The organism is Sphingobacterium sp. InxBP1, from assembly GCF_026191775.1.
In the GTDB taxonomy this organism is placed as follows: Bacteria; Bacteroidota; Bacteroidia; order Sphingobacteriales; family Sphingobacteriaceae; genus Sphingobacterium; species Sphingobacterium thalpophilum.
This window is the reverse complement of the sequence record NZ_JAINDX010000048.1, coordinates 265,286-290,646: the sequence shown is the minus strand read 5'-3', so window position 1 is coordinate 290,646 and position 25,361 is coordinate 265,286. Positions and strand designations below refer to the sequence as shown.

The window sequence follows — 25,361 nt, the reverse complement described above, 5'->3', positions numbered from 1 at the left end:
GAAAAGTCTGTTGCGTTGAAGCAATCCAAAATTCCTTTAAAGAGTTTCAGCGTTCCCTTAAGGTAAAAGTCTGCCCCAGTGATGTAATCCTAAATTCCCTTAGAGAGTTTTGGTGTTGCCTTGAGGGAAAAGTCTGCCGCATTAATGTAATCCTAAATTCCCTTAAAGAGTTTTTGGTATTCCTTCAGGGAAAGGTTTGCCTCCTATGATGAAAAAGCGTAGGGTTCAAGGAAAATAAAAAATCCCCAGAGATCCGGGGATTTTTATATTATACTGATTTTTATTATTCGACCTCTTTAATTTTTGCGTTAATTTCAGCAGTCTTCGCTTCGTCCTGCATGAAGACATAGTAGTTTTTCAAATTGGTCAAAGCATCGACATTCTTTGGCTGTAGCGCTACCGCTTTTTCCAAATAAGGTAATACAGGCTTTAATTCGGCCTTAATTTTGTCCACTTCGGCATTGTATTGTGCTTGGGTAAGCTTTCTGTTGTTGTTTACCTCGTTCAGCTTTTCACGTGTTTTATTCATTAGCGTGATTGCCAGATTGGTGTTGGCTTCGAAGAAATTAGGATCGGCTTCCAGTGCTTTCTTATAAGCAGCGATTGCGGCTTCGTCATTTTTCGCAGCTGATTGCGCTATTCCTAAATAATAGTTTAAATTCTTATTGCCCGGATCTTTAGCTAATTGGGATGTAATGGCATCGATGGTTTCTTTTTCGTGACCGGTAATTAAATTCAGCTCGATATTCTGCGTCATCGCTGCATTGTCATCCGGATAAGCTTCAGCGGCTTTTTTTGCATACTCTAAAGCGGAGGCTGTATCCTGTACCGACAGGTATAGTTTAGGCAGATCGACCATAATTGTTTTATGGGAAGAGAAATCCTTTCTCGGAATCAACTCTTTATAACGTTCGATTGCGTTCTTGTAATCTTTATTGGATAAGGCTGCTACACCGCTATAATAAGTAACCAAGGTGTCTCCGGGTAGAAAGGTCAATGCCTTTGTGAATGAGTTGTATGAATCAGCATATTTCTGTGCCTGATATTCCTCCGCGCCAATATTAAAGTTGTACTGCCCGAGAATTTGTTCAGCCACGGTAATATTAGCTTTATTGGCACCGTCAGTATCCAGTTGCTTGGCTTTCGCAATTCCATCTTCAGCTAATTTTGCCAATTCGGCAGATTTGTCTATTGTGGATAGGTTGGCATTGACCAAAGCATATACTGTCCATGCTTCCGCATTATCTTTTGTTTTTTCGTGGACAACAGCAGCATCAATAGCTTCTTTTGCTGACTTGAGGTTTGGTAAGCCTAGTTGGGCGGTACCAGCTTCTTTCAGCTCCTGAAATTTGGCCAGACCACTTTTTGCTTTTTTAACGTTACCTGACTGCGCAAAAGAAACTGATGTAGAAACAGTTCCGATCGCTGCTAATAATAATAGAGATTTTAAATTCATATCTATTTAACTGTTAATTGATTCAATAATAAATTTACTCTGTCCAGTTGAGACGCATCGTCAATAAGTGTATAGTATTTTGCCAAAGCCCTAAGGGCATTAACATCATATGGTTTTACTTCGTTTGCCTTCAAAAGGTATTCAATTGTAAGATCCTGGATATCTTGGTTTGTCGGATCTTTCAATAATGTCTCCAGATTAATTAAACCTAATGCCAGATTAGACTCGTAGTTATTGGGATCTAGCCTCAGCACGTTATTATAATATTCCTTAGCTTTTTTTAGATCATTGGCATTTTGGTATGAATAACCAGCAATATAGTTTAATTCAATGTTTTCAGGTTCCAGGCGGATCGCATCAGCAATTACGTTCAGGATCGCATCATAGGAGCCATTCGCCGTATACACATCGATCAACCGAAAGAGCAACTGTTTATTCTCCGGAAATACTGAATGTCCTTTTTCTAAAACGCTTAGAACATCTTGTTTAGTACCTCCCAAACTATAAATTTGTGCTAACTCTAAAAAGTAGTTTGGCTTTGGATTCTCGCCTTTAATAAGTTCATCGTAATACCTGATCGAATTCAAATAATCTTTATTCTTGCCAGCAAGCACAGCAAGATTGTATTTAAGGTCAGCATTCTTAAATCCCAATGAATCTATGCGCAGGTAGGCTTGATAAGCCTTGTCAAATTTTTGCTCCTTTAGCGCCAGACCAGCCTGATAGGAGATAGCCCCTGCAAGATTCTGCCGGATGTAATCCATTTCTGCCGGAAAGTTACGCCGTGCTTTTTTTGCGTCCAGCAGTTTCAGTGATTTGATGGACACATCGATCGGATCTAGTTTGTACTGCTGTTTCCGTGTAGAGTCGGCGACGGCCAGCGAGCTGTAAACCAATGCCCTTAAAAGATTGTTGTTGACAGAGGCCGAGTCCTTTCGGGACTGGAACGCAGCATCTGCAAACTTTCTTGCGTTTTCAAGATTTTTAAATTCGCCAGTTTTGGTATATAAAGCAAAACTGTTGCTACCCTCTTTCAGATTCGATTGGGCAGCAACAGTTAAACTACTTGCAGATATGAACAATGATATCAGTAAGTTCTTCATTAGAATAATTGATTTTTATAAGTAATGAATCCATCTTGCGTGTTTATTTAATTCAGTACTGAGCTAAATTTACGCTCATGGCAGTTCATTCAATTTATTCTTCGTTTGAATCTGTGGTTTCTTCAGAAGCAAAGCCTTCCGTAGTTTCCGGATTTCCGATTTCTTCATCAGATTCTTCTTCACGATCTACTTTAGTGATGGAAGCAATCTCATCATTATCTTTCAGATTGATGAGTCTGACGCCTTGTGTCGCACGGCCCATGACCCTCAGTTCCTCTACCGCTATGCGGATAACGATGCCTGATTTGTTGATGATCATGAGGTCTTCAGCATCCGTAACGCCTTTTATCGCGACCAGTTCACCTGTCTTCTCCGTTACATTGATGGTTTTTACACCTTTACCGCCACGGTTGGTGACCCGATAATCTTCGATATCTGTACGTTTTCCATAGCCTTTTTCGGAAACCACCAATACGGTTGTTTCTGAATCATTTACACTAATCATGCCAATTACTTCATCTGTCTCCGAAGCTAATGTGATACCGCGCACCCCTGTAGCTGTTCTACCCATTGGACGAACGGTAGATTCATTGAAACGGATTGCCCGTCCCGAACGGAGTGCCATCACGATTTCGCTGCTTCCAGTGGTCAGACAGGCTTCGATCAATTGATCACCCTCGTTGATATTGATCGCATTGATACCATTAGCCCGCGGACGTGAGTACGCCTCCAGTGAGGTCTTTTTAATGGTACCTTTCTTGGTACACATGATAATAAAATTGTTTTCCAGATACTCCTGATCTTTCAGATTTTTGACCAGAATATAGGCTTTGATCTTTTCCTCCTTCGGAACGTTGATGATGTTTTGAAGTGCACGGCCACGTGACGTCCGGCTACCTTCAGGAATTTCAAAAGCCCGTAGCCAAAAACAGCGTCCCGCCTCGGTAAACAACAGCATATAGTTATGTGCCGAGGCTGTGATGATATGTTCGGTGAAGTCCTCTTCGCGGGTGTTGGTGCCGATGGAACCACGGCCGCCGCGTCCCTGGCGTTTATATTCTGACAATGGTGTACGCTTCACATAGCTATTGTGAGAGATCGTGATCACAATCTCTTCGTCATCAATAAAATCCTCCATCCGCATATCTTCCGCAGAATGTACGATCTGGGATCTACGTTCATCGCCATATCTTTCTTTGATTTCAATCAATTCGTCCTTGATGATTTTCATCCGTAAGGATTCATCTTCCAATACCGATTTCAGATAGTCGATTGTTTTCATCAATTCAGCGTATTCCTCTTTGATCTTATCCCGCTCCAGTCCTGTTAGGCGCCGCAGGGTCATATCCAAAATTGCGCGTGCCTGAAGATCGGATAGACCAAATTTGTCCATTAATCCAACCCGTGCATCTTCCGGTGTTTCGGAATTACGAATTAATCTGATGACCTCATCCAGATGATCCAAGGCGATCAGGTAGCCTTCCAGAATATGTGCGCGTTTTTCAGCTTCAGCCAATTCATAACGGGTCCGTCTGATGATAACATCATGTCTGTGCTCAACAAATTCATGAATCATATCTTTCAGATTCAGAAGCTGTGGACGGCCTTTAACTAAAGCAATGTTGTTGACTGAAAAAGAAGTCTGTAGTGCGGTATATTTAAAGAGATTGTTTAATACGACATTGGCGTTGGCGTCACGTTTGATGTCGTAAACAATGCGCATACCCGAGCGGTCTGACTCGTCACGGATAGCGGAAATTCCTTCCAGCTTTTTCTCGTTAACCAATTCGGCAGTACGCTCAATCATATTGGCCTTATTTACCTGATAAGGGATTTCGGTTACAATGATCTGCTCTTTGCCTGAGCTGCTGGTTTCTATTTCTGCTTTGGCGCGCATGACGATGCGGCCACGTCCGGTGTTGAACGCGTCCTGCACCCCTGCATATCCATAGATTAATGCTCCGGTAGGGAAATCGGGACCTTTTATATATTGCATCAGTTCGGACACCTCAATATCACGGTTGTCGATAAAGGCCACGGTGCCGTCAATAACTTCTGAAAGGTTATGGGGAGCCATATTTGTTGCCATACCGACCGCAATACCCGAAGCGCCATTGACAAGAAGGTTGGGTATCCGTGTCGGTAATACGGTAGGTTCCTGTAGTGAGTCGTCAAAGTTATTTTGGAAGTCTACAGTATCTTTGTTGATGTCGGACAGCATTTCTTCGGCAATCTTTTTTAATCTTGCCTCGGTATAACGCATTGCCGCAGGTGGATCGCCGTCAATGGAACCGTAGTTACCCTGACCGTCTACCAAGGGGTAGCGTAAACTCCAATCTTGTGCCATACGGACCATCGTGTCGTACACGGAAGAATCACCATGTGGGTGATATTTACCTAATACATCCCCCACGATACGGGCAGACTTTTTGTAAGGCTTGCCGCTGGTTACCCCCAAGTCCAACATACCATAAAGCACACGTCTGTGAACAGGCTTCATACCATCACGCGCGTCAGGAAGGGCCCGGGATACAATGACCGACATGGAATAGTCAATGTAGGCGGACTTCATCTGGTCCTCGATATTAATTGGGATAATCCGGTCGTTTGCCGGAACAAGATTGTTGTCGTTTTCTGTTTCTTCAGCCATATGAATTTGGTTTCAATAAAACTAGTAAGCAAGCCTTATACCTGGCTTGCTACGCATGCGAAGTTACAAAAAATTAACCTCAAAAGCGAATGAATTGAGCCCTAATATACACAAAAAAGAGAATCTTTTATGGATTCTCCAGGTACTTATGCGGTCTTGTTTTTACTTCAGTTTTTTAAAACGGAGCCGGATGGAGTTGCCGATGACGATAAGGTTTGAAAAGGCCATACTCAAGGCGGCTAACATTGGTCCCAAATAGCCCGCTGCGGCCAGCGGTATAGCGACGATGTTGTAAGCAAAAGCCCAGAACAGGTTTTGTTTGATTGTCAATAGTGTATGGCTTCCGATGCGCAGCAGCTTTTCTATGGACCGCAGATCATTGTTCAGAAGCACTACTTTGGCAGACTGTATCGCGACATGGGTGGCGTCACCAAGGGAGATTCCCACCGTCGCTGCTGTCAAAGCCGGAGCGTCATTGATGCCGTCGCCGACCATAGCTGTCGGTCCCAATTTTTTGATTCCGGATAGGACGTCAAGTTTTTCCGCTGGAGATTTTTCCCAATACACATCCGCGATACCCAGTTTCTGTGCGGTGCGCTCACATTTGCTTTTTCGGTCTCCGCTTAGCAGGATGGGACGTATACCGTTATCCTTCAAAAACTGTATTAATTCCTTCGCATAAGATTTGAGCTGATCTTCCAACACGATGCCTGCGATGACAACGTCATTGATGGTTAATGTAAGATCGTACCGGTTGGAATAGTCTTTTTTACCGATTTTCGCATTGCAAATAGAATAGCTGTTGCCATTGGTGTCGGTCGCAAAAATGCCTTGGCCTTTGACTTCGTTGACTTCTTTAAAAATGATACGATAGGATTTCACCTCTTTTAACTGCTTGCGGATTGATCTGGCAATTGGGTGGTTAGAATAGCCCTCCAACTGTGCAATGATTGACTCCACCTGAGATTGTTCAATGCCAAACGTCTGAATGGCTTTGATGTTAAAATCACCGGTGGTGAGCGTCCCTGTCTTATCAAAGACCATTTGTTTGATATCAGATAGCTCCTCAATCGTACTGCCACCTCTGATCAGAATACCCTGTCTGGCTGCGCGGCCCAATCCGACCATCACGGCAGTGGGAGTGGCCAAACCCATGGCGCAGGGACAGGATACCACCAGTGTCGCTATGGCGTTCATTAAGGACTGCTGCAGGGATAGCTGCGCGATAAAGTAAGCAATGAAAAAGGTAAAAAAGGAAATGGCTACTACAATAGGTACAAAGTACGCTGCCACTTTATCACCAAATTTCTGGATGGGGGGCTTTTTTTGCTGAGCATCCTTGATCAACTGAATAATCTGATAAAGAACGCTTTTCTTTCCGACGCTGGTGGCAACCATACGGATATTGCCTTCTGTTAGCATAGTCCCACCGATCACGGCATCATATTTATCTTTTTCTACGGGTAGGCTTTCCCCTGTGAGCATGGATTCATCCACCCAAGCATGTCCTTCTAAAATATCTCCGTCGGCAGGAATCTGCTCGCCGGCATTCACCTTGAGTACGTCGCCGGACTTGATATCTCTGGCGCTGATTTCGGATTCGGTATCTCCTTCAATCTTTGTGGCGCTGACATCCTGATAACTTACCAGGTCTTCAATAGCGGACCCCGTCTTTTTAACCGCCCTTTTTTCAAGTACATTGCCCATGAACACCAAGGTGATGATGGTGGCACAAGTCTCGTAAAATTGGTAGTCGTGCCCGAGTTGGTAATAAGTGCCAATCAGGCTATAAGCAAATGCAGCTGTGGAGCCCGTAAAAATCAGAACATCCATATTGGGCATTTTATTCCATAAGGATCGCAGGGCGCTGCTTCCAAAGTAGATGCATCCCATCAGGTAAACCGGTGCACACAGCGCCAGCTGCACATAAGGTTCATGCAAAAAGGGAAGCCGGATAAACATGTGGCTCCATAAAGGGATCGTAAACAACAGACAGAGAATAAACTTAAGTTCTACCGATCTCCAGACACTCGGCCGCTTATCGTTGTCCCTCACGACTTTATAACCTAAAGATTCAATGCCCTTAACAAGCGCTGGAACTCGATCCGCAGGTATATCAGAAAATCGGACTTCATCTGAAACAAAATTGACGTAAATGTCCTTTGCACCATTGTCTTCCAGATATTTATGAATTGAAATTGCACAATTTGTACAGTGCATTCCGGTTACGTTCAGTTCAGTTTGCACGTTGGATTCCTTCATTTAGTGGCATGTCATGTCTTTATGCAAAGATAGGTATTTCTAGATACTCCTTTTTACGTAAAAGTAAAATCGTGTCGCGATGAAAAGTTTTTTATTTTCTTTTTAACGCGCAAAATCTTTCTTTGCCAGTAAGAAAACGATAATTTTGCTTTTATTTGCAAAGAGCTAAATGAAGAAGATGACTAAATCTATTTCTGTTTCTTTTGTTGTGAGGATTATTCTATGGATTGCGCTGACTGCTTCGTTTGTGCAGTTTGACGCTTTTTATCAGCAAAAAGAAACCATACGGAATATCGCCTATGGCCTCAATACTTTCCTCACTGCCAATGTACTGATTTCGATCGGTCATTTTATTTTGGTGAAGTTGTACAATAGCAGAAATGAACAGCAGGTCGTGCGCAGCAATTTTGTGCTTGGCGTGACCCGCGTTGCCACGGTAGTCAATGTCTTTTTTATCCTTGTCAGCCTGATGATTGCCGCTGGTATCAACCCGAAGGAGTTTATCACCAGCCTGACGATTGTGGCCATGGCCATTGCTGTTATTTTCAGGGAATATATCACGAATATGATCTCAGGGCTGATTATTATGTTTTCAGATCAGTTTGCCATCGGTGACCGGATTAAAATCGGAGAATATCAGGGGAAAATCGTGGATATAACACTCGCAAACCTCGTTGTCAGGGATGAAGATGATGACGCCGTCATGATTCCCAATAATTTGGTGTTTACAGCGACACTGGTCAATAAGACTTCCCAGAAATCCAATAAAATAGTCGTGAAATTTGAATTGCCCATTGACCGGGCGGTCGGCGTTGAAGAACTGGAACTTTACTTTAAGCCATTGTTCGGGCGCAATCCCAATCTAGACCATGCACAGGGATTTACGGTAAAAGTTGCGGATGTGGGCAAGGACTTTATTAAATATAAAGTGGAGGTGACGACGATCTCATCCAGCAATAAGATCCATCAGCAAGTGCAGAGCAGAATTTTGAATGAGGTGTTGCAATTTAAAAAGACCGTTGTTTAGATCTTCCTGACCTTCACGTTTTTGACAAAGTGGTGGCTACCTTTTTCGAGAATTAGATCTGCACGATAACGCGTGGGCAGAATGTTTTTGATCAGATTGGGTTTGTTGATCTCATTCCAGATGCTCACGGCCATGGCATGACTTTCCGTCGGTGTCATATCGGCATATTTGTGGAAGAAAGATTCAGGATTTTGGAACGCTGTGGCGCGCAGTGACTCAAATCGATTGGTATACCATTCAATAAGATTTTTTTCGCTGGCATGCACATAGATCGAATAGTCAAAGAAATCGGAGACGAAAACGCTATGTCCTTTACGTGGCCGCTGGGAGTTGACCTGTAAGACGTTGATGCCTTCAACGATAAGGATGTCAGGCTGTTCAATGATCTGTTGTTGGGTGTCGGGCAGTACATCGTAAACTAAGTGGCTGTATACGGGGACGGTAATTTTTGGTGCACCGGACTTTACTGCAGATAAAAAATGGATTAAACGTTTGGCATCGTAACTTTCGGGGAAACCTTTGCGGTTTAGTATGCCTTTTTCAATAAGCTGTTTATTGGGATAAAGGAAGCCGTCCGTAGTCACCAGGTCCACCTTTGGTTTGGATGGAAGCATGCTAAGTACACGCTGTAATACTCTTGCGGTCGTACTTTTTCCGACAGCAACCGAACCCGCGATACCAATGATATAAGGCAATCTGCTTTCTACTTTGCCAAAAAAACGGTTGGTTCGCTGGTGCAGGCTTTGAAAGCGGTCAATATGGATCTCGAGCAAATGGCTCAACGGAAAATATACTTCTTCGATCTCCTGATTGGTCAGCGGCTCGTTGAGTGCATGCAACTTTTCGAGGTCTTCCGGACTGAAGCTGTGCAGGACTTTTCCATTTAGATTTTTCCAGTCTTCCCGCTTTATTGATCTAAAAGGAGAGTCTATTGCTATTTGTGGATCCAATTGCATGGCTTTGTTTTTTTGTGCGGACAAATATAAATAGTGTCTTCGGTTATCCCAAGAAACAGCTACAAATGATTTGAACTTATTACAATAGGATTAGTTAATATTTTGTGTACTGGACAGCGGTCTGCAATCTTGAACAACCTTGTCTTCTGTTCCGTGTCGAGATCTCCTTTAAAGCTGATGTGGCATTTTATATAGGTCGTCTGCTGCTGCTCGCTGATTTGTACCTCATAGGTCAGTCGAACGATCACTTCTTCGAGCGGCCATTTTTTGCGGTCGGCATACATTTTTACGGTGATCGCTTTACAGGTCCCCAAAGAAGACAGTAATAGCGGAGTCGGGTTTATTCCCTGATCCTCGCCACCAAGTTCTTCCGGTTCGTCAGCAATGATCTGATGCTTGCCATATTGAACGGTTGTGGTATAAGGCACCTGGCCGATGGTGACGACAACTTCGTTTTCCATTATTCTGTTTAAATTATATTTTGTTAATCAATTAGATCCTCCAGTAGTCCTTCAATGATCAAGCTACCCGTTGCAGGGTTGGTTGCCAAGGGAACATTATACAAGTCACAGACACGCATGAGCATCTGGATATCTGGTTCATGTGCATGTTTTCCGAGCGGATCACGAAAGAAGATGATACCATCGACTTTTCCTTCTGCAGCCAGTGCCGCAATCTGGGCATCACCGCCCATGGGACCGCTTAATTTCAATTCGACAGGCAGTCCTGTCTTACGTACGTACGAACCTGTGGTTCCTGTCGCAATAATATCGGCATGTTCGAGTAGATCCTGATGGTCCTTGACGAAAGCCACCATTTCCGGTTTTTTACCGTCATGTGCTATAAGTGCAATTGTCTTTTTCATCTGTATCGTTGTTTGTGGGCTTTAGCCCCAGTTGCTATATCCCATTTAACGGTTGTGATAAACCTACCGTATTTCAGGTTATTTAAAGAAAATATACGAAATAATAATGGCAGCGACCACACCGGCCAGTTCAGCCAGTAGTGCACAGGGCAGTGCATGGCGCGTACGCCGGATGCCCACCGAACCAAAGTAGACGGCCAGTACGTAAAATGTTGTTTCGGTAGACCCTTGGATAACGCAGGCCACACGCGAGGCAAAATCCATTGGACCTTTGGCATTCATGAGGTCGACCATCAATCCCCGCGCTCCCGAGCCACTGAGTGGTTTCATAAATGCGACGGGTAGCGCGTCTACAAAAGAGGTGTCGAGGCCACAGAATGCGATGGCCCTGGATATACCTGCAACCATGTAATCCATCGTACCCGAGGCCCTGAACACAGCTATGCCGACGAGCATGGCAACAAGATAAGGAATGATTTTGACCGACACTTCAAAGCCCTCCTTGGCGCCTTCGATGAAGGAATCGTAAACATTCACCTTGCGGAAAAGAGCCAGGCCGATAAAAGAAGTAAACAGGCTGAACAAGATCACATTGCCAAATACTTTACTGAATATTTCGATCTCTGACTGTTGTAATCCCGAGAAGTAATACAATAGGCCTCCAATAAATAAGCACATACCACCCAAGTAACCAAGGACGACCTTATTAAACAGGTTGATTTTCTGGTAAATTGCCACAAGGATCAATGCGACCAATGTGGAGAAGAATGTGGCGATAAGGATAGGAAGGAACACATCCGAGGGATCCGGCGCACCTGCTTCCTTTCGATAGGCCATAATCGAGATGGGAAGCAGCGTCAGGCTGGACGCATTGAGGACAATAAACATGATCTGTGCATTGGTTGCCGTCTCCTTATTGTTGTTCAGCTCCTGAAGTTCCTTCATGGCCTTAAGTCCGAGCGGGGTTGCTGCATTGTCAAGACCGAGAGCATTTGCCGAAAAATTCATGAGGATCGAGCCGAGCGCCGGGTGATTTTTAGGTATTTCGGGAAAGAGTTTATGAAAAAAAGGGCCAACGATCTTGGCAAAGATGGCGATCATACCACCTTTTTCGCCGATTTTCATGATACCTAAAGCGAAGCTCATCATTCCGATCAGGCCCAAAGATATTTCGGCTCCGGTTTTAGCGCTGTCAAAGATCGAATTGACAATTTGTTGGAAGATCTCGGTATCACCAAAAAAGATCAGTTTGACAAGGGCAACGGCAAATGTAATTAGAAAAAATGCAACCCAGACGTAGTTTAATGCCATATAAATTTAAAATATGCGTAAAAGTAACTTTTTAGAACTTATCCATCAACTTACTCCATGGATTTTTCTTTTTGTTCTGATTCTTTTCTTTGAGCAGATGAGCCACAATATAGTCCAGTGTTCCCTCATGTTCACTGATCAGACGGTCTGATAAGGAAATCAGCTTCTGTATGTTATTGGCAGAAGCTGCATCCAGTGAGGGGTTGATGCTCGAGAGGTTTGCTGGTTCGAGACGTATGTAGTTTTGGCTTTTGCCGTTGCTATGAAACAGCTGCCTGATAAAATACTCGGTGCTCTCCGAAGAGGCACTGGTCATGATGTCTACCAGGGCAGGGCCGATCTGGATGGCGAGCTTTTTCTTAAAATGTTCGTAATTATAAGCAGTCTTTGACATTCCCGTACCCAACGATACCATAAACATATCATTGATTTGGGTGCTATTAAATGCTTTGAGTACTTCCAGAAGTCCACAGATGGATGGATTTTGTGCAAACACACCGCCGTCAATCAGCGGATATCGCGTTTTCGAAACGGAATAGATCTCAGCTACCGGGAAAAAGGTCGGAGCGGCCGAGGTCGCTTTACAGACATCTTTAAGATAGAAATCACGGGCTTCACCATGTGTAATCGCTTTTTGCTGTCTGAAGAAATGATTTTTCCGTAGCTCGATATTATAGGCTGTGATGATGCAGGGCTTGATGAGCTGGCTAAGCCTTGCATTCTGAAAATACTTGTCAAGCACATTTGCCAGCGGAGCAGATGAATAAAGTTCGCTGACCAGGCCCAAGCTGCTGAGAAAATGCCGCCATTTGGACGCGTTGAAAATTTCTGTACCATGATTGACGAAGAGGTTTAGTGCATCTCGTGCAGAAAACTTAGGTTGGCTGGGGTTGTTTTCATCTGGGAAAAGGAGTATGCTCGTCAGAATTCCGCCGCTGCTTGTGCCGGCAATAAAATCAAAGTAGGAGGCAATGCGCGCATTGGGGTTCATGGTGCTCTTCTGCAATTTTTCTTCCAATGCCACAAGCACCATAGCCGGAATGATTCCTCGAATGCCACCACCATCCAGGGCAAGGATATTCTTCATATGCTAACAAAGTATTTATTCACGATACGTAAATATAGAAAATGTTTGGAATTTGCTCTTCCTTTATGGCCTCGCTGTTGTGTAATAAGTTTATCACTGGGGAGTAGGAAAGGGCTTAGCCGACGGGTTGGAGGAGATTGGGGGACACAGGGCCATAATAAAAAAGGCCGGACTTGTGGGGCCGACCTTCTTGTATAGGAGTGCTATTAATTAAACCAAGCAAACACATCATCTTTTGACGGCATTGCAACATCCAATTTCATTTTTTTGCGCATACCACCAAGGTCGTTGAATACTTTGTTCGGATTGGCTTCTTTGAGGGCTTCAATGGTCGTAAAACCCATTTTTTGTAATGCTGGTACCCACACGGCCGGAATTCCCTGTTCTTCATAATCCTTCACGTCAGCCACTTTTACTATTTTCTCGGGACGCATCTGCGGGAAAAATAAAACCTCTTGTATGGATGCATTGTTGGTCAAAAACATGATTAGGCGGTCCATACCGATGCCCAGACCGGAGGTAGGCGGCATGCCGTACTCCAATGCGCGTAGAAAATCCTGGTCAATGAACATGGCTTCATCATCGCCTTTTTCAGAAAGACGAAGCTGATCCTCAAAGCGTTCACGCTGATCAATCGGATCGTTCAGTTCCGAATAGGCGTTCGCAATCTCTTTACCGCACACCATCAGCTCAAAACGTTCGGTGAGCGCTGGATTATCGCGGTGTTTTTTGGTCAATGGTGACATTTCTTTCGGGTAATCCGTTATGAATGTTGGCTGGATGTAGTTTCCTTCACATTTTGCCCCAAAGATCTCATCGATGAGCTTACCTTTACCCATGGTATCATCGACATCGATACCCATTTCTTTGGCTGCGATACGAATTTCTTCTTCGGATTTGCCGGTTATATCGAATCCCGTAAACTCTTTAATGGAGTCTGTCATGGAAATCCGTTTATAAGGTGCTTTGAAATCAATTTTATGCTCGCCAAAGGTAGCTTCAGTGGTACCGTTTACGGCCAGGGCGCAGTGCTCCAGGAGCCGTTCGGTAAAGTCCATCATCCAATTGTAGTCCTTGTAGGCGACATAGATTTCCATCGCCGTAAACTCTGGATTATGTGTACGGTCCATCCCTTCGTTGCGGAAGTTTTTCGAAAACTCGTACACACCGTCAAAACCGCCGACAATCAGTCTCTTTAGATACAGCTCGTTGGCAATACGGAGGTACAAGGGGATGTCCAGTGCATTGTGGTGTGTAATAAACGGACGCGCCGCCGCACCACCAGGAATGGATTGAAGTACTGGAGTTTCGACCTCCATGTAGCCTGCATCATTAAAGAACTGACGCATGGCGTTGAAAAGCTTGGTACGTTTTACGAAAATATCTTTGTTGGCCGGATTAACGATCAAGTCGACGTAACGCATTCTATAGCGCTGTTCGGGATCGGTAAAAGCATCAAAGGTTTTGCCCTCTGCTGATTTAACGACCGGTAAAGGTCGCAATGATTTGGATAATACGGTGAGCTCCTCCACGTGCACAGCAATGGCTTCCGTTTGTGTCGTAAAGACATAACCTCTGATACCGACGATATCGCCTATGTCCAAAAGTTTCTTAAAAACCACATTGTACAGATCTTTATTTTCTTCAGGACATATATCATCACGTTTGATATACGCCTGGATACGTCCCGTAGCATCCTGAATTTCAAAAAAGGAAGCACTGCCCATGACACGTCGACTCATGATACGCCCGGCTAGGGTAATGTTTTTATAATTCAGCTTATCTCTATCGTAGTTTTTTAATATATCAGCCGCATGTGCATTAACGACAAATTCATTTGCTGGAAAAGGATCGATTCCCATATCCAGCAGGGATTGCATCGCCTGTCTTCTAAGTTGTTCCTGTTCGGATAATACAGTACTCATTCCGTATGAATAATATTTAAAATGTGAAAATCATGCAAAAATAGCCATTTTTTTCAATTCTTTTTATTGAATTTTTTTGAAAGTCCGTGAAGCGCCCAGGCAGCTGCGCGGCACGCCTTAATTGATCTTCGCATTCCAAGGAGCGGCATCCTTGTACCTGCGCATAATGTCGCGATGACGAAGTCGCGTTTTTGACCGGCTGTGAGTTCCCTAAAGTGGCGAAGATTTTTTATTAGGGCTGTAGCGAATTACCCGCCTTGGTCGTTAAAGACTAGAAAATAGTTAAATAGTGAAATTACGCGGGGACATTCGACTATTTGATTTTAAGTTTTATAATTTTATTTTCGTTATTTGAACTTAATATTTAAATAGTTTAAGTGGGAATTATTCAGTCATATTTTTATAACAAGAAGCTATCATCTTTACATGATGCCTTAGAGCGTTGTCTTCGTAATCGTGAGGACGGCAAAGCTTTTGTCTATAAAAAATATTATGGCTACCTCATGGCGATTATCATCCGTTATGTTAAGCAGGATGTCGATGCGGAGGAACTGGTCAATGAGAGTTTTGTCCGGATTTTCAGAAAATTGGAATCTTTTAATATGGATATCGATGCGGAAAACCTCGATAAATCGTTTCGCGCATGGATCGGACGTATTGCTGCGAATATCTCCATTGATTTCCTGCGGGGCAAAAAACAATTTTACTCGGTGGACGATCTGGCGGAGGGCGATATGCATACACCTGCTGTTCAGCTCGACAGCCGTCTGGAGGTCAATGAGATTTTACGTCTGTTGGACCAGCTTCCAGAAATCCAGAAAACTATTTTTAATCTCTATGAAATTGAAGGGTATTCGCATGACGAAATCGCCCAGATGCTCAATATACCAGATAGCACCTCGCGTACTTATTTGACAAGGGCAAAACAGAAGCTTAGAAAATTATACCTGGATTATACTGGTGTGGTTCAGGAAATAAGATAAAATAGTGTTGTTACAAAATGGAAGGCAATAAGAAAAAGGAATTAATAGAAGAGATCGTTGGACAATTGAGAACCCACGAGCTTCCTTATAAAGAAGGTGCATGGGAGAAATTTGCTTCAAATTATGGGGTTGAATCACCGCCTTCGTCCGGCTGGAAATACTGGAGTGCTGCGGCGGCGGTGCTCTTGTGTTTTGGTGTGGGGTATTGGGGCCTGAAACATAATTCCGCGGTAGTAAGTCCATCGCCAACAGTTTTAACAACCGTACCAGAAAATAAGGAGGTTCTGCCTGACAGCCGGGATCTAAAAGAATCTCTTAAACGTTCCTTGTCGGAGGCGACCAAGGAGCCGGGCCTAGGCGCACCAGAGCTGATGTCCCACCGAACTTACACATATTCTAAAATAGATGAAGGACGTATCGCACCGTCAGGGAGACAGCAACTGTCTTTATTTGGAGGTAATGGCTATGAAGGGCTGCCAATCGTCGGTAAAGACAACTTGGCGGCGGTTAGTAGGCCACAGTCTATGCAGCAGAAGACGACCACACCATTGGCATCGATCCATATCGAGGACAATCATGTTGCAGAATCTGTTACCGCTGTCGCAGATCCACGTACAGTGGAACAACTTCGTTCCAGTGGCACCTCATCTTTTTCACAGACCCAGCGTGAAGCAGCACGGCTGTCGGAGTTATACGCTATGCAGCAGGGTAGAAGCAGCGTGGTCGTACAGCAAGATCATGGGAATAAAAAATGGGAGATGGGTGCTTTTGTCTCGCCGGCTTCCACTTCTAAAAGCATAACCCTCGGTGGTGGAGTCGCCTTGGCCTACAACGTGTCAACTAAGGTCAGTATCCGCTCAGGAGCGTCTATCCAGCATTATGGGGCCGTGTCCGGCAATTCACCTATCACGCCGGCTCTTGCTTCCAATTCTTTTGTTGCAGATGCCCCCAATTATATTTCTCAGACGGGGCTCAACAATTCTCCGGTAATGCGTACAGCAGATGCGAAAGAAGCAAAAAGCAATGAGCGGGTTTCAGGAAAGATTTTGACTGTGGATATTCCTGTTGACGTCCGGTATTCGATCAATAAAAACTTCTATACTTCTGTAGGGGTATCCTATGTGGGGATCCTGGATCAGGAACGTGCGACAATCTATGAAACCAATAATACAGAATATAGACAAAAATCCACAGAAAAAAATGTGGATGACCAAGGTGTCAACGGTTTTATCAATTTATCGGTGGGGCGCAAACAGCGGGTCGGCAAGCTGTCCATTTCTGTCGAGCCATATTACAAGATACCTGTTGGTGGACTGAGGTCCTCCGATTTAAATTATACCAATGGTGGTGTGAAGATTATCACCAGCTTTTAAAATAAAAAAGCCCCGCAAGAGGCTTTTATTGTTAGAGTTCATCAACACGGACCCAGCCCATGCCTGCAGCTTTCGCCCCCTCGACGCCTGGTGATCCATCTTCATATACAAGACATCGTTCAGGCGCAATATTCAGTTGAGAGGCGGCCAACAGGAAAGGCTGGGGCGAAGGTTTTCCCTCCGGTGTATCTCCGGCGCATACCAAGGTTTCCAGATCATCCCATACCCCTATAGTAGACAAGGTCATAGACAAGGTTGTTCTGGTACCACCAGATACTGCCCCGATAAGTTTTCTTCCTTTCTGATATTTTAGATGCTCCACTACGTAATCTACAGGTTTGGTCTTAAACACATATTCATCGCGAAATATTGTGGATTTGAGCGTTGAGAATTCTTCATAGTCAAAGGCAACGCCATAGCGTTTGCTGATTTCCTCTGCGACGGCGACGGTAGGCCACCCCGCAGTTTCGTCGATAATGGTCACATCAAGCTGGACGCCATAATGCTCGGCAGCTGCTTTATAGGCCTGTTTATGGGCATCCATATTATCGGCCAATGTACCATCGACATCAAATAGCAGGGCATCATAAGATTCGGCCAGTAGATTCAGGACTTCAAATTTACGTTGTGATTCAGGTGACATATCATTATTAGTGAGCCACAAAAATAAACATTATAATTGGAAGCACAAAAAGCAGAACGCCTTTCCGTATTCTGGGAAAGGCGTTCTGCTAAAGATTACTTGGTATTGGCAATCCGTTATCAGGCTCTTAGTGAGCGCTCAGGTTTTTCGCTTTTTCTTCGTCAAAATTAGCTTCCAGTTCGGCTAATTTTTTCTTTCCATAAGCCATTCTGGTAATGACAACGAATAAAACCGGCACGATAAAGATCGCCAGGAGTGTTGCCGCTGTCATACCGCCGAATACCGTCCAGCCAATCGTCTGACGGGAAATCGCCCCTGCGCCATGAGACAGCATCAATGGGATGATACCCAATATAAAGGCGAAAGAAGTCATGATAATGGGGCGTAAACGCAATTTTACGGCATCCAATGTCGCCTCGTAGAGGTTCATTCCGATATCGACCCGCTCTTTCGCAAATTCGACAATCAGGATCGCATTTTTAGCAGCGAGACCGATGATGGTGACCAGACCGATCTGCGCATAAATATTGTTGTCGAGTGATGGGATCAACGTAAGCGTCAGAATTGCTCCAAACACACCTAGCGGTACGGATAGGAGGATGGAGAATGGTACTGACCAGCTCTCGTATAGGGCTGCCAATAACAGGAACACGAATAGGATACATAGCGCGAAGATCTGGATAGTTTTTGATCCGGACTGCATCTCCTGTAAAGAAAGACCGGAGAACTGGTAATCAAAACCTTCAGGCAACGTCTGTGCGGCTACTTCCTGCAAAGCTTTTAGTGCATCACCCGAAGAATAACCCGGAGCGGAGCTACCGTTGATCTCAATACTTCTAAAGATATTGTAGTGGTTGATGATCGACGGCATGGTGGTCAGCTCATATTTCACCAAGGTACCCATCGGTACTGGATTGCCCATGGTATTGTTGACATACAATTTATTGATGTCTTCAATATTCATGCGGTAAGGGATATCGGCTTGAGTAACGACACGGTAACTACGGCCGTACTTTGTAAAGTCGTTTACATAACTACTTCCCAGATACGAAGAGATTGTCGAATATATACTTGAAATTGGCACACCCATTCGTTTCGCCTGTTCGCGGTTTACTTCCAATTTGTAGTTAGGCGAGTTGGTGTTAAACATCGTATAGGCCATGCCAATTTCAGGACGTTGATTGGCCACCATCAGGAATTTACCAACCGTAGCTTCGAAATCCTTGATATTAACGGTCTGCAAATCCTGTACCTGTAAAGAGAAACCTCCTGACGTACCTAAACCAGGGATTGCAGGCGGAGTTACAGCCAGTACTCTAGCTTTGGTGTAGCCCATGTATTTCCCCATAATCATACCAGCAATATCACTCGCTGTACGAGTACGTTGTTCCCAAGGTTTTAAAGATACGAACACTGTTGCACCATTGGATTTAAACGCGCGGTTCAGGATGTTAATACCCGATATCGCCGTCACATACTTAATTTCAGGAAAAGTCTTATGTAGGTCGGCTTCAATTTCTTTAAGTACTTCATTGGTACGTGCTGAAGAAGAACCCTCTGGCAGCGTAATACCTGCAAAAAATGCCCCACCATCCTCGGAAGGTATAAATCCTGTTGGCTTGGTCGTAAACATCCAGCCTGTACCAATAAAAATACATAAAAGGATAATCAATACAAGAGGTGCTTTTTTTATGGATTGTTTTACACCTCTTGAATATTTGACTGTTACTTTTTCAAACCATACGTTGAATTTGTAGAAGAACTTATTCAATCCTTTTGCGCCCTCATGGACAGCTGTTGGTTTCAGTAAAATCGAACATAAAGCGGGTGTCAACGAAAGGGCAATAAATGCCGAGAGCATAACCGATACCGCAATGGTGATCGCAAATTGTTGATACAGTTTACCCACCATCCCCGGAATAAATCCTACCGGTACGAATACTGCTGCCAAGATTAAGGCAATAGCGATAACCGGTGCCGTGATATCGCCCATCGCGCGGCGGGTTGCTTCTTTGGCATCTAGCTTGTAATGGTCGATATAATGTTGTACAGCTTCCACCACAACGATCGCATCATCCACCACGATACCAATGGCCAGTACAAAGGCAAGCATGGTCAAGTTATTGACCGAGAAGCCAAATATCAAGAAGAAGATAAATGTACCGATAATGGACACCGGAATGGCCAGGACTGGAATCAATGTGGCTCTCCAGCTTTGTAAGAAGAAGAACACCACGACAGTCACCAGAATCAAGGCTTCTACCAGTGTGTGGATAACCGAAGAAATGGATGCGTTTACTACCGAAACGGTTTCGTAACTGATCGTATAATCCACGTCAGTTGGAAAAGATTTCTTTAACTTTTCCAAAGCTGCAACGATACCTTCCGCGGATTCTACTGCATTTCCTCCTGGCGTCTGATTAATCATCATCGCAGATGAGGTCATGCCATTTACGGTAGATGACGTACCATAATTGAATTGACCTAATTCGACACGAGCAACATCTTTTAAGAGTACGATAGATCCATCTTTATTGGTTTTGACGACGATATTTTCAAAGTCCTCGGGATTGGATAAGTCACTGTCTGTAATGACTGGATACTCAAATACTGTCGAAGACTCTTGTGGACGTCCACCAACACTACCGCCAGGTATTCGGGAATTTTGTTCCGCAATTGCTGTCGATACATCAGCGGGAGTCATGCTTAGATTGGCTAATTTGTTCGCATCTAGCCACACACGCATTGAAAATGGTTGCCCAAAAGCGGTTACATCACCGACGCCTTTAACACGTAATAGCGCATCTTTAACGTATAAGTTGTTGTAGTTTGCTAAGAAATTTTCGGATCTTGTCCCTTTTGGTGAAGTTAAAGCAACCAACATCAATATATCGTTATTGGCCTTCCGGGTAGTGATACCCAAGCGTCTTACCGCTTCGGGAAGTGCCGGTTCGGCAATACCCACCCGGTTTTGCACATCCAGGGTCGCGATGTCAATGTCAGTACCCACTTCAAATGTAACAGTAATGGTTGCCTGACCATTTGAAGTACTGTTTGACGACATATATATCATGCCGGGCGTACCATTGATCTGGCTTTCGATCAGCGTCGTTACCGTCTGCTCAACCGTCTGTGCGTCTGCTCCAGTGTAGTTGGCTGTTACCGTTACTGTTGGAGGCGCAATAGAGGGGTACTGGCTAATAGGCAAGGTAGATACGGCAATCACCCCGATAATGGAAATCAATATCGAAATTACGATTGCGGTAACTGGCCTCTTTATAAATACTTCTGAAATCATGCTATATCTTTTAGATTCTCTTTAAAATTTATGCTGTTATTTTCCTTGTGGAGCACCTTTTGCAGCTTGTTGGGCAGCGACGGCGGCATCGACAACTTTAACACCATTCTGGACATTCATGGCGCCATCGACGATGATTTTCTCTCCATCTTTAACACCTTCTTTGATCACAATTTTATCGCCAGCTTTAATACCTAGTTTTACTTGGCGGATCTCGGCTTTGCTGCTATCGTTAACGGTGTACAGGTTAAATACACCCAGCTGTTCGAAAATCGCTTTGTACGGTACCACCACTTCTTCTGTGGCTGACGTAGAAGATACGTTCATGGTGATGTTCATGCCAGCTCTTAACACGTTGGCATTGTTTGGGAAAGTTGCCCTTACTTTGATTGTTCCTGTCGCTGGATCCACAGCACGATCGATCGTAGTAATAGAGCCTTTACCCTCATAGTTGCTGCCGTCGGGCAGGAGGAGGGAGAGATCCGATGACGAACGGCTGTTTTGCATTTGGACAAACTTATTGATGTCTTTTTCGTTGACTTGGAATTCCACCGCAATCGGGCTGGTCGACGATAATGTATTCAGTAAGGTAGTACCCGGATTGACCAAAGCACCTAGACGCACCTGCGATATGCCTACTGTTCCGGCAAATGGCGCCCGGATCGTAGAACGAGACAGGTTGGTGTTGGCCGTTACCAATGCGGCACGTGCAGATTCCACCTGTGCTTGCGAAGCGGCCACATTAGACACGGCATTGTCATAGACTTGTTTTGCGATCGCATCTTTGTCCGCAAGTGCCTGATATCTGGCAAGGTCTCTTTTTTGACGGTCAAGCTCGGTTTGTGCGACTTGAAGGCTTGCTTTAGCTTGCTGTACTGCTGCACTATAACGTGTGCCGTCAATTTCATAAAGTGCCTGCCCTTTAGAGACGACCGCACCGTCTGATACGTATATTTTAGTGATATAACCGCTTACTTCAGCAAATAAGTCTGCTTCGTTCAACGGTTTGACTGTCGCAGGGTAACTCACCGTTCCCGTCACAATCTCATGTGATGCTACGCCGAAGGTAACCGGAACGACCTTCTCAGCAGGTGCCTGTGCTGCACCTTGCTTGTTTGCATCTTTATTTCCGCAAGAGGTCCATACTAAAGCCGTCCCAAGGAAGAAAGCGAATAATAATTGTCTTTTATTCATGATTGTATTAGTTTCCGTTAGTTGATTAATTTGTCTGAATTGCGCCGACTGCTTTTTGAACATCCAATTTGCTCGCCAAGAGGGAATACAATGCATTTAGATAGTTTAATTGAGTTGTCTTAAGATCCGTTTCTGCTGTCATAAGTTCAAGGTAGGTTTTGATTCCCTCGTCGTATTGTAATTTGATCGTCTCATACACTTCCTTTGACAGGTCCACATTCTCTTTCGCCGTTTTCCAATCACTCAAATTAGCGTTATACGTGGCTTTCGCTAAGGAATATTCTGTATTTACCGCAGTTTCAAGATTTTTGATATCCCAGTCGATGCGTTCTTCCAGCAATCGGGACTGACTGATCTGATGCTTCCGTTTAAATCCCTGAAAAATGGGAAGCGAAAGATTTAAACCAGCTACTGAACTCGGGATATTGTCGTTATACAATTTGCCGAAGCTATTGTTTCTATAGTTGAACGCATAATTGTAGAACACGCTGACATTTGGAAGATAAGTCCATTTATAATATTGCGTGTTAAGCTCCTGGATTTTCTTCGAAGTCTGCAATTGTTGAAATTCAATACGGTTTGTAACGTTGACACCTGCAGTGGTATCCAATAGTATCTGACTTTCCATATTGGCATTATTGAATGACAAAGTCAGGTTCTGCGTCTTGTCCAGCGCGAGGAGCTGTTTGAGATAGTCGTACTTATATTTACGTAGTTCAACCGTACGTTTTTCATCTGCCCTGGCGTTTGCCAAAGCAATCTGCGCACGTTTGTAGTCCGTTTTGTCGACAACACCAACTTCATAGCGCGCATGAGCGTCATTGTATTGTTTTTGAAGACGTGCAATATTTTCCTGAACGATCTTGATTTGCTCTTCTGAGGTCAAGATATCATAATAGGCTTTGCTGACGTCAACAACAGCGTCAATTTTTTGGCTTTCTGTGTTCTGCTTATTGCCCAGTCGAATCAGTTCAGCGGCTTTCTTGGCCTGCATTAAGGCTGGATTTAAAAGTTGCTGGTCTGCCTGTAAGGTTAACGCACTGCTATTTTTGGTTCCCATGGGAATGTTGGCCCCATTAAAAAACATGGTTGGCAGTTTTACGTTATGATTAAAGTTGCCGGTTAAGCCGATCTGAGGATACCAGCCAGAAAGCGAAATATCGATATCCTTTTCGCCGATTGATTCATCAAGTTGTGCCTGTCTGATCGAAATCTTATTTCGCAGCGCGTAATCTATCAGCTGCTGAAGGGTCGCATTTGGCGGTAAGCTTTCAGACTGCTGTTGAGCAAATCCTGTATTATTCAACAGCGACAAGGTCACTAAGGAATATACGATTTTATTGAACTTCATATATCTAATTAATTATTTTTATTTCTATTAACAGCGCCATCCCAGATTATCTCTATCAGTTCCTCCATATTTTGCTCGGAAAATTGAAGGTCTTTAAATTTGATGCTATGCACTGTCGACAACGCTACACCAATATAACTGGCTACCAGAAGGTGTACATTTACCTGTTTCAAAATTTTTCGATCAATACCTTCCTGCAGAAAGTCCACTACCTTATTCTGGCCACCTACAGGTTCCTGTATTTCTGCCTTGTTCTTTTCGTAGTAAGGCGAAGAGAAAAACTGCTCAAAAAAGCTGAATATCGGCCCGTTTTCCAGATAAAATTGAACGAAGTTGCGCCACACATGAAAAAAAGACGCTTTATAATCAAAATCATCTTTGATCCCGTCAAAAATATAATCGTTCAATAACGAACGGCAATGTTTAAACAGCGCGAAAATCAGGTCATCTTTGGAGGGGAAATAATGGTAAATCGTTCCTATCGCAACATCAGATTCCTGTGCAATTTTACTCATCGGCGTCCCGTGGAAGCCATTGGTGTGTATCAGTTTAAGTGTGGCAGCAAAAACAGCTGCAATTTTTTCATTTGAATTCATCAATCGAACGTTCATTCGGTTGTAAAATTAGCGATTAAATTGGTGTCAAAATGTCAAATTATTGTTATAAATCAATAAATCCTAAAATCCACTCAAAGCCAATAATACAATAAGGAAAAAAGGTTCAAATTGTTTTGCCATCCACGACTATTTTTTCAAAAATTGATAAGGCTCCAATAAAAAAAGGAACTTTGTTAAAAAGTTCCTTTTTTTATTGACAATTTTTCAATTGCTTTTCCACCTCTTCAACAGGATAAATTTCCTTTCCCTTATTGATCTTGGTATTGATGTAGGTGAGTACGTAAGCGATGTCTACGTTGGAAAGATTTGAAGCGGGCATGCTGTTATTAAATTTCTTCCCTGCCACTTCCAATTCTCCGCTGGTGCCATATTTGATGATGCAGGGCAGCTTCTGACGGTTTGCCGACAGGAAGCTGCTGTCAGTAAGGGGCGGGTAGAGGGCGCCGAGACCTTCGCCGTTTTCGCCATGACAATTTTGGCAATGTGCCACATATACTTTTTGGCCATTCACCGCATATTGGGCAGTTTTGATATCAACCTCGTTTTGGCAGCCGACGAACATAAGCAGCAGGAAACCAATAGTGCAGCAGGTCGTTACAAGTGTACGCATGTTATTTTTTGCTTTCGTTCAATAGCTTGGGCAGATCGTTCAGTAACTTTTGCACCTGTTCATCATTGGTGCCGTCATAGGCCCCACGGATGCGTTTATCTTTATCTACCAATACCAGATAGCCTTGATGATCGTATCCGCCAGGAGCGTTTTTGTCCTCGGCTGTATACACCAAATAGTCATTGGCAATGCCGTATATGGATGCTTTGGTGCCCGAAACGAATTGCCAATGGTCATTGCTCACGCCGAGTTTATTGGCGTAATCTTTCAGGACATGAGGCTGGTCATACTTAAAATCTATGCTGTGTGAAAGAAAGCGTACGGCATCGTTGTCTTTATATTGTTCATAGATTTTCAGTAGATTACGGTTCATCGTCGGGCAGATACTTGGGCAATGCGTGAAAAAGAAATTGGCGATATACACCTTATTTTCAAAGTTTTTCTCGGAGATCATCACACTGTCCTGATTTAAAAAGCTGAAGGCAGGTATGGTATGATAAATGGTGTCTACTACTTTTTTGCCATCAATGGTTTTTTCGACGGCTTCACGTTCGCCGTAGATCGGTAAACTAGACTGATTGTTGTTTTTGCATGAAAAGAAACCCAACAATAGACCTGCAGCGCAACAAAAGTTAAAAATGGATTTCATC

Annotated in this window: 20 protein-coding genes; 3 read left to right on the top strand and 17 right to left on the bottom strand. The window is 43.8% G+C overall.

Features of this window, described 5'->3' with window-relative positions:
• Nucleotides 1–283: 283 nt before the first annotated feature.
• From K7A41_RS19120 to K7A41_RS19105, 4 genes are all read right to left on the bottom strand, one after another.
• On the bottom strand, nt 284–1,456 hold the full coding sequence (locus tag K7A41_RS19120; RefSeq protein WP_028069497.1) for a tetratricopeptide repeat protein: 1,173 nt from the start codon (nt 1,454–1,456) through the stop codon (nt 284–286).
• Nucleotides 1,457–1,458: 2 nt separating this feature from the next.
• Nucleotides 1,459–2,559, bottom strand: a complete 1,101-nt coding sequence (locus K7A41_RS19115) for a tetratricopeptide repeat protein (RefSeq protein WP_265714956.1) — start codon at nt 2,557–2,559, stop codon at nt 1,459–1,461.
• Nucleotides 2,560–2,653: 94 nt separating this feature from the next.
• Nucleotides 2,654–5,209 (bottom strand): DNA gyrase subunit A, encoded by a 2,556-nt coding sequence (gene gyrA / locus K7A41_RS19110; protein ID WP_265714955.1) that lies wholly within the window; start codon nt 5,207–5,209, stop codon nt 2,654–2,656.
• 162 nt (nt 5,210–5,371) lie between these two features.
• Nucleotides 5,372–7,471, bottom strand: a complete 2,100-nt coding sequence (locus K7A41_RS19105; RefSeq protein WP_265714954.1) for a heavy metal translocating P-type ATPase — start codon at nt 7,469–7,471, stop codon at nt 5,372–5,374.
• Between the two features lie 178 nt (nt 7,472–7,649).
• On the opposite strand from K7A41_RS19105, the gene K7A41_RS19100 reads away from it, so the two are divergent.
• Nucleotides 7,650–8,498: a mechanosensitive ion channel family protein gene (locus K7A41_RS19100; protein ID WP_232048743.1), complete on the top strand. Its 849-nt coding sequence runs from the start codon at nt 7,650–7,652 to the stop codon at nt 8,496–8,498.
• On the opposite strand, the gene coaA is transcribed toward K7A41_RS19100, so the two are convergent.
• The 6 genes from coaA to lysS all read right to left on the bottom strand — a co-directional run bounded on the left by coaA (nt 8,495) and on the right by lysS (nt 14,642).
• Entirely contained in the window at nt 8,495–9,454 is a 960-nt protein-coding gene (gene coaA, locus K7A41_RS19095) for a type I pantothenate kinase (RefSeq protein ID WP_037532931.1), read from the bottom strand. The two genes, K7A41_RS19100 and coaA, sit on opposite strands and share 4 nt — an antisense overlap.
• A 59-nt stretch (nt 9,455–9,513) precedes the next feature.
• Nucleotides 9,514–9,915 (bottom strand): OsmC family protein, encoded by a 402-nt coding sequence (locus K7A41_RS19090; RefSeq protein WP_265714953.1) that lies wholly within the window; start codon nt 9,913–9,915, stop codon nt 9,514–9,516.
• Between the two features lie 23 nt (nt 9,916–9,938).
• Nucleotides 9,939–10,319: a methylglyoxal synthase gene (locus tag K7A41_RS19085; RefSeq protein ID WP_028069504.1), complete on the bottom strand. Its 381-nt coding sequence runs from the start codon at nt 10,317–10,319 to the stop codon at nt 9,939–9,941.
• Nucleotides 10,320–10,397: 78 nt separating this feature from the next.
• Nucleotides 10,398–11,630 (bottom strand): nucleoside recognition domain-containing protein, encoded by a 1,233-nt coding sequence (locus K7A41_RS19080; protein WP_265714952.1) that lies wholly within the window; start codon nt 11,628–11,630, stop codon nt 10,398–10,400.
• Nucleotides 11,631–11,661: 31 nt separating this feature from the next.
• Complete coding sequence (locus K7A41_RS19075; RefSeq protein ID WP_265714951.1) at nt 11,662–12,717, bottom strand: patatin-like phospholipase family protein; 1,056 nt, start codon at nt 12,715–12,717, stop codon at nt 11,662–11,664.
• Nucleotides 12,718–12,923: 206 nt separating this feature from the next.
• Nucleotides 12,924–14,642: a lysine--tRNA ligase gene (lysS, locus tag K7A41_RS19070; RefSeq protein WP_265714950.1), complete on the bottom strand. Its 1,719-nt coding sequence runs from the start codon at nt 14,640–14,642 to the stop codon at nt 12,924–12,926.
• Between the two features lie 377 nt (nt 14,643–15,019).
• Between lysS and K7A41_RS19065 the strand changes: the two genes are divergently transcribed.
• Nucleotides 15,020–15,625 (top strand): RNA polymerase sigma factor, encoded by a 606-nt coding sequence (locus K7A41_RS19065; protein WP_265714949.1) that lies wholly within the window; start codon nt 15,020–15,022, stop codon nt 15,623–15,625.
• Between the two features lie 17 nt (nt 15,626–15,642).
• Complete coding sequence (locus K7A41_RS19060; protein ID WP_265714948.1) at nt 15,643–16,998, top strand: hypothetical protein; 1,356 nt, start codon at nt 15,643–15,645, stop codon at nt 16,996–16,998.
• 31 nt (nt 16,999–17,029) lie between these two features.
• Here the strand turns inward: K7A41_RS19060 and K7A41_RS19055 are convergent, their stop codons facing one another.
• The 7 genes from K7A41_RS19055 to K7A41_RS19025 form a co-directional block, all read right to left on the bottom strand.
• Nucleotides 17,030–17,641: an HAD family hydrolase gene (locus K7A41_RS19055; protein ID WP_265714947.1), complete on the bottom strand. Its 612-nt coding sequence runs from the start codon at nt 17,639–17,641 to the stop codon at nt 17,030–17,032.
• A 127-nt stretch (nt 17,642–17,768) separates the two neighbouring features.
• Nucleotides 17,769–20,939 carry an efflux RND transporter permease subunit gene (locus K7A41_RS19050; protein WP_265714946.1) on the bottom strand — a complete coding sequence of 1,057 codons (3,171 nt, stop codon included), beginning with the start codon at nt 20,937–20,939 and terminating at the stop codon, nt 17,769–17,771.
• Between the two features lie 36 nt (nt 20,940–20,975).
• A complete protein-coding gene (locus K7A41_RS19045; protein WP_265714945.1) occupies nt 20,976–22,133 on the bottom strand; it encodes an efflux RND transporter periplasmic adaptor subunit in 1,158 nt (385 codons plus the stop codon).
• Nucleotides 22,134–22,158: 25 nt separating this feature from the next.
• Entirely contained in the window at nt 22,159–23,484 is a 1,326-nt protein-coding gene (locus K7A41_RS19040; protein WP_028069513.1) for a TolC family protein, read from the bottom strand.
• Between the two features lie 8 nt (nt 23,485–23,492).
• Entirely contained in the window at nt 23,493–24,080 is a 588-nt protein-coding gene (locus K7A41_RS19035) for a TetR/AcrR family transcriptional regulator (protein ID WP_265714944.1), read from the bottom strand.
• A 211-nt stretch (nt 24,081–24,291) separates the two neighbouring features.
• Entirely contained in the window at nt 24,292–24,711 is a 420-nt protein-coding gene (locus tag K7A41_RS19030) for a c-type cytochrome (protein ID WP_265714943.1), read from the bottom strand.
• Nucleotide 24,712: 1 nt separating this feature from the next.
• Nucleotides 24,713–25,360, bottom strand: a complete 648-nt coding sequence (locus K7A41_RS19025) for an SCO family protein (protein ID WP_265714942.1) — start codon at nt 25,358–25,360, stop codon at nt 24,713–24,715.
• Nucleotide 25,361: the final 1 nt, after the last annotated feature.

Coding starts and splice junctions, on each gene's coding strand:
- K7A41_RS19120 (WP_028069497.1), bottom strand. CDS start 1,456: ATGAATTTAAAATCTCTATTATTATTAGCAGCGATCGGAACTGTTTCT.
- K7A41_RS19115 (WP_265714956.1), bottom strand. CDS start 2,559: ATGAAGAACTTACTGATATCATTGTTCATATCTGCAAGTAGTTTAACT.
- gyrA (WP_265714955.1), bottom strand. CDS start 5,209: ATGGCTGAAGAAACAGAAAACGACAACAATCTTGTTCCGGCAAACGAC.
- K7A41_RS19105 (WP_265714954.1), bottom strand. CDS start 7,471: ATGAAGGAATCCAACGTGCAAACTGAACTGAACGTAACCGGAATGCAC.
- K7A41_RS19100 (WP_232048743.1), top strand. CDS start 7,650: ATGACTAAATCTATTTCTGTTTCTTTTGTTGTGAGGATTATTCTATGG.
- coaA (WP_037532931.1), bottom strand. CDS start 9,454: ATGCAATTGGATCCACAAATAGCAATAGACTCTCCTTTTAGATCAATA.
- K7A41_RS19090 (WP_265714953.1), bottom strand. CDS start 9,915: ATGGAAAACGAAGTTGTCGTCACCATCGGCCAGGTGCCTTATACCACA.
- K7A41_RS19085 (WP_028069504.1), bottom strand. CDS start 10,319: ATGAAAAAGACAATTGCACTTATAGCACATGACGGTAAAAAACCGGAA.
- K7A41_RS19080 (WP_265714952.1), bottom strand. CDS start 11,630: ATGGCATTAAACTACGTCTGGGTTGCATTTTTTCTAATTACATTTGCC.
- K7A41_RS19075 (WP_265714951.1), bottom strand. CDS start 12,717: ATGAAGAATATCCTTGCCCTGGATGGTGGTGGCATTCGAGGAATCATT.
- lysS (WP_265714950.1), bottom strand. CDS start 14,642: ATGAGTACTGTATTATCCGAACAGGAACAACTTAGAAGACAGGCGATG.
- K7A41_RS19060 (WP_265714948.1), top strand. CDS start 15,643: ATGGAAGGCAATAAGAAAAAGGAATTAATAGAAGAGATCGTTGGACAA.
- K7A41_RS19055 (WP_265714947.1), bottom strand. CDS start 17,641: ATGTCACCTGAATCACAACGTAAATTTGAAGTCCTGAATCTACTGGCC.
- K7A41_RS19050 (WP_265714946.1), bottom strand. CDS start 20,939: ATGATTTCAGAAGTATTTATAAAGAGGCCAGTTACCGCAATCGTAATT.
- K7A41_RS19045 (WP_265714945.1), bottom strand. CDS start 22,133: ATGAATAAAAGACAATTATTATTCGCTTTCTTCCTTGGGACGGCTTTA.
- K7A41_RS19040 (WP_028069513.1), bottom strand. CDS start 23,484: ATGAAGTTCAATAAAATCGTATATTCCTTAGTGACCTTGTCGCTGTTG.
- K7A41_RS19035 (WP_265714944.1), bottom strand. CDS start 24,080: ATGAATTCAAATGAAAAAATTGCAGCTGTTTTTGCTGCCACACTTAAA.
- K7A41_RS19030 (WP_265714943.1), bottom strand. CDS start 24,711: ATGCGTACACTTGTAACGACCTGCTGCACTATTGGTTTCCTGCTGCTT.
- K7A41_RS19025 (WP_265714942.1), bottom strand. CDS start 25,360: ATGAAATCCATTTTTAACTTTTGTTGCGCTGCAGGTCTATTGTTGGGT.